Source organism: Kitasatospora sp. NPDC001539, from assembly GCF_040298565.1.
Classification (GTDB): domain Bacteria; phylum Actinomycetota; class Actinomycetes; order Streptomycetales; family Streptomycetaceae; genus Kitasatospora.
Genome location: NZ_JBEPAK010000386.1, coordinates 1 through 4271, shown reverse-complemented (window position 1 = coordinate 4271; position 4271 = coordinate 1). Strand labels below are relative to the sequence as shown.

Sequence of the window (4271 nt, the reverse complement as noted above, 5' to 3'; positions counted from 1 at the left end):
GGTTCCGAGCGGTCCGGCCCGCGGGCGGTCGGTGCGGGCCCCTGCCGGGCCCGGCGGCGGGAAGGGGCCTCAGTCCCCCAGCGCGGCGCGGGCGTCCACGAAGGCCGCGACGGCGCGCTCGACGTCCTCGGTGGAGTGGGCCGCGGACAGCTGCACCCGGATCCGGGCCTGGCCGTGCGGGACCACCGGGTAGGAGAAGCCGATCACGTACACCCCGCGCTCCAGCAGGAGTTCGGCGAGCCGGCCGGCCCGGGCCGCGTCGCCGATCATCACCGGGGCGATCGGGTGGTCGCCGGGCAGGATCTCGAACCCGGCCTCGGTCATCCTGGTGCGGAACAGCGCGGTGTTGGCCGCCAGCCGCTCGCGCAGTTCGCTGGACCGCTCGACCAGGTCGAGCACCTTCAGCGAGGCCGCCGCGATCACCGGGGCCAGGGAGTTGGAGAACAGGTACGGGCGCGAACGCTGGCGCAGCAGGGCGACGATCTCGCGGCGGGCGGCGACGTAGCCGCCGGAGGCGCCGCCGAGCGCCTTGCCGAGCGTGCCGGTGATGATGTCCACCCGGTCCATCACGCCGTGCAGTTCGGGGGTGCCGCGGCCGCCCGCGCCGACGAAGCCGACGGCGTGCGAGTCGTCGACCATGACCATGGCGTCGTAGCGGTCGGCCAGGTCGCAGATCTCCCGCAGCGGGGCGACGTAGCCGTCCATCGAGAAGACGCCGTCGGTGACGATCAGGCGGCGGCGGGCGTCCTGGGTGTCCTGGAGCTGCTTCTCCAGGTCGGCCATGTCGCGGTTGGCGTAGCGGTGGCGGCGGGCCTTGCTGAGCCGGATGCCGTCGATGATGCTGGCGTGGTTGAGCGCGTCCGAGATGACGGCGTCGCGGTCGTCCAGCAGGGTCTCGAAGACGCCGCCGTTGGCGTCGAAGCAGGAGGAGTAGAGGATCGTGTCCTCCTGGCCGAGGAAGGCCGAGAGGCGGTCCTCCAGCTCCTTGTGCACGTCCTGGGTGCCGCAGATGAAGCGGACCGAGGCCATGCCGTAGCCCCAGCGGTCCAGGGCGTCCTTGGCCGCGGCGAGCACCTCGGGGTGGTCGGCCAGGCCGAGGTAGTTGTTGGCGCAGAAGTTCAGCACCTCGCCCGGGCGGCCGCCGGCGGTGACGGTGACCGCGGCGCTCTGCGGGGTGCCGATGACCCGCTCGGGCTTGAACAGGCCGGCCTCGCGGATCTCGTCGAGGGTGGTGGCGATGTCGGCGCGCACGTTGTCGAACACAACAGGCTCCTTTGGCGTCGGCGGAGTGGCTCAGGCGGTCCAGTCGAGGATGATCTTGCCGCAGTTGCCGCTCGCGGCGTCGTCGAAGGCGGCCTCGAAGTCGTCGGCGGCGTACCGCCCGGTGATCACCGGGCTGAGGTCCAGGCCGCCTTCCAGCAGCACGGACATCGCGTACCAGGTCTCGAACATCTCGCGGCCGTAGATGCCCTTGATGGTGATCATCGAGGTGACGATCGAGGCCCAGTCCACCGGGAACTGCTCGGCGGGCAGGCCGAGCATGGCGATCTTCCCGCCGTGGGTCATGTTGGCGATCATCGACTGCATGGCCTCGGGGCGGCCGGACATCTCCAGGCCGACGTCGAAGCCCTCGCGCAGGCCCAGCTTCTGCTGGCCCTCCTCGATGGTGTGCTCGGCGACGTTGAGGGCCAGCGTCACGCCCACCTCGCGGGCGAGGTCCAGCCGGTACGGCGAGACGTCGGTGATCATGACGTTGCGGGCACCGGCGTGCTTGGCGACGGCGGCGGCCATGATGCCGATCGGGCCGGCACCGGTGACCAGCACGTCCTCGCCGACCAGCGGGAAGGACAGCGCGGTGTGCACGGCGTTGCCGAAGGGGTCGAAGATCGCGGCCACGTCCAGGTCCACCGGCACCCGGTGCACCCAGACGTTCGAGGCGGGCAGCGCCACGTACTCGGCGAAGGCGCCGTCGCGGTTGACGCCGAGGCCGACGGTGTTGCGGCACAGGTGGCGGCGGCCGGCCAGGCAGTTGCGGCACTTGCCGCAGACCAGGTGGCCCTCGCCGCTGACCAGGTCGCCGACCGCGATGTCCCCGACGCCGGCACCGACCTCGGCGACCTCGCCGACGAACTCGTGGCCGAGCACCAGCGGGGTCCTGATGGTCTGCTGCGCCCAGCCGTCCCACTTGCGGATGTGCAGGTCGGTGCCGCAGATGCCGGTCCGCAGCACCTTGATCAGCACCTCGCCGGGGCCGATCTCGGGCTTCGGGACGTCGATCATCCAGAGGCCGGGCTCGGCCTTCTGCTTGACGAGTGCCTTCACGGGCGACGGCTCCTGACGTGCGGGTGGGACGGCCTTCGAGGGTCGGGCAGGCCGCGGGCCCGGTCCGCCCCGCTGTTCGCGGCGGCGCTCCGGCAGGCAGAAATCTGCCTGGTCAGAGCGGGTGCGGTCCATCGAGGAATTCTTAAGGGCGGCCACAGCTGGGCTGAACGATCGTGCCCGAGCCCGGACCGGGGGCGGGGACGGCATGCCGGTGCTCACCCGTTCGGTCGAGCGCGGGACACCCGCCGCGACACCAACGGTCCGCCCGCCCCGGGTACTTGACGGCGCGCCGCCAGCCGGATCAGGCCACTCGGGTGGGGTTCGGTCCGTTCGGGCCAGCAGCGGGACGGCTGCCGCGCGGGCGCCCGGGGACGGTGCTTACGGTGGCGGCGCTCCCCCGCGGCTCCGTGGAGCAGCTCTCCGGGGCCGTTCCGCCAAGGGGCCGCCCGGCCCCCGGAAAGGGGCCGCCCGCCCCAGAGAGGCGCTCCCGCCACATGACCAAGACCCGACGGCCGCGCCCGGCCGCCTCCCCCTCCGCCGGTCGCGCGACCGCCGCCGCCCTGGCCCTGACCGGGCTGCTCGCGACCGCGGCGTGCTCCGGTGGCTCCCAGTCCGCGCAGCGGGCCGCCGACCCCGCGGTCACCGCCCAGCCGGCCGCGCTCAGCCCGTCCGCGAGCTCCGGCTCCCCGGGCACCTCCTCCTCGGGGAGCGCCTCCTCCAACGCGGTGGTGCAGCTGACCCCCGCCGTGACCGCCCAGCTGGACGACGCGATCCAGCGGGTGATGAACCAGGCCGGCGTCCCCGGCATCTCGGTCGGGATCATCACGCCGAGCGGCACCTACCAGAAGTCCTTCGGCGTCTCCGACAAGACCGCCCGGACGCCGATGGACCCCGGGCTCTTCTCCCGCATCGGCAGCGAGACCAAGACCTTCACCGCCACCGCCGTGCTGCGCCTGGTGGACCAGGGCAAGGTGGGCCTGGACGACCCGATCTCGAAGTACGTGGACGGCGTGCCCGGCGGCGACGCGATCACCGTCCGCCAGCTCGGCGAGATGCGCAGCGGCCTGTTCCCGTACAGCTCCGACCCGGACTTCGTGAACGCGCTGATCAACGACCCCAACCGGACGTTCACCCCGGACCAGCTGCTCGCCTACGGGTACAAGCACCCCGCGGTGTTCCCGCCCGGCACCAGGTACCAGTACAACAACAGCAACTACATCCTGCTGGGCAAGCTGATCGAGAAGGTCGGCGGCCAGAGCGTGGGCGACTTCCTCAAGGCCCAGGTGTTCACGCCGGCCTCGCTGGACAAGACCAGCTTCCCGACCGACGCGAGCCTGCCCGACCCGCACTCGCACGGCTACACCAACCAGACGCCCGACGGGTCGATCCAGGACGCCACCAACTGGAACCCGTCCTGGGCCTGGACCGCCGGCGCCGTCATCACCACCCTCGGCGACCTGGAGAGCTGGGCGAAGACCGTCGCCACCGGCGCCATCGTGAGCCCGTCCGCCCAGGCGGAGCGCCTGAAGATGCTGCCGACCGGCGACGCGGGCGTCACCTACGGCTTCGGGCTGTTCAACAACGGCGGGTGGATCGGGCACAACGGGTCGATGCCGGGGTACGAGAGCGTGGCGGTGTACCTGCCGCAGGCGCAGGCCACGATGGCGATGCTGCTCAACACCGACGTGATCGCCCAGGGCCAGGAGCCGTCCACCTTGTTCGCGAACGAGATCACCAAGATCATCTCGCCGAAGAACCTCTACGCGCTCCCGGCGGAGACCGCCTCGCCGTCGCCCTCGGGTTCCTCCTCCGGCTCGTCCGGGTCGGCGTCCGGCAGCGCTTCGCCGTCCCAGCCGACCGGCAGTGCGTCCTCCACCGTGCGGGCCTGAGCCCCACGCCCGGTCCGCACACACCGACCGCGCGCCGCGGGCCCGACCGGGTCGTCCGGT

3 protein-coding genes are annotated in these 4271 nt (G+C 72.3%); 1 reads left to right on the top strand and 2 read right to left on the bottom strand.

Annotated features, from left to right (window positions below):
- Positions 1–69: 69 nt before the first annotated feature.
- Positions 70–1263, bottom strand: coding sequence for a glycine C-acetyltransferase (locus tag ABT247_RS32150; RefSeq protein WP_350749848.1), 1194 nt, complete (start codon positions 1261–1263; stop codon positions 70–72).
- Between the two features lie 30 nt (positions 1264–1293).
- Positions 1294–2322, bottom strand: a complete 1029-nt coding sequence (tdh, locus tag ABT247_RS32145) for an L-threonine 3-dehydrogenase (RefSeq protein ID WP_350749845.1) — start codon at positions 2320–2322, stop codon at positions 1294–1296.
- A 494-nt stretch (positions 2323–2816) separates the two neighbouring features.
- Here tdh and ABT247_RS32140 point away from each other — a divergent pair, with 494 nt between their 5' ends.
- Positions 2817–4211 carry a serine hydrolase domain-containing protein gene (locus ABT247_RS32140; protein ID WP_350749842.1) on the top strand — a complete coding sequence of 465 codons (1395 nt, stop codon included), beginning with the start codon at positions 2817–2819 and terminating at the stop codon, positions 4209–4211.
- The last annotated feature ends 60 nt before the right edge of the window (positions 4212–4271 follow it).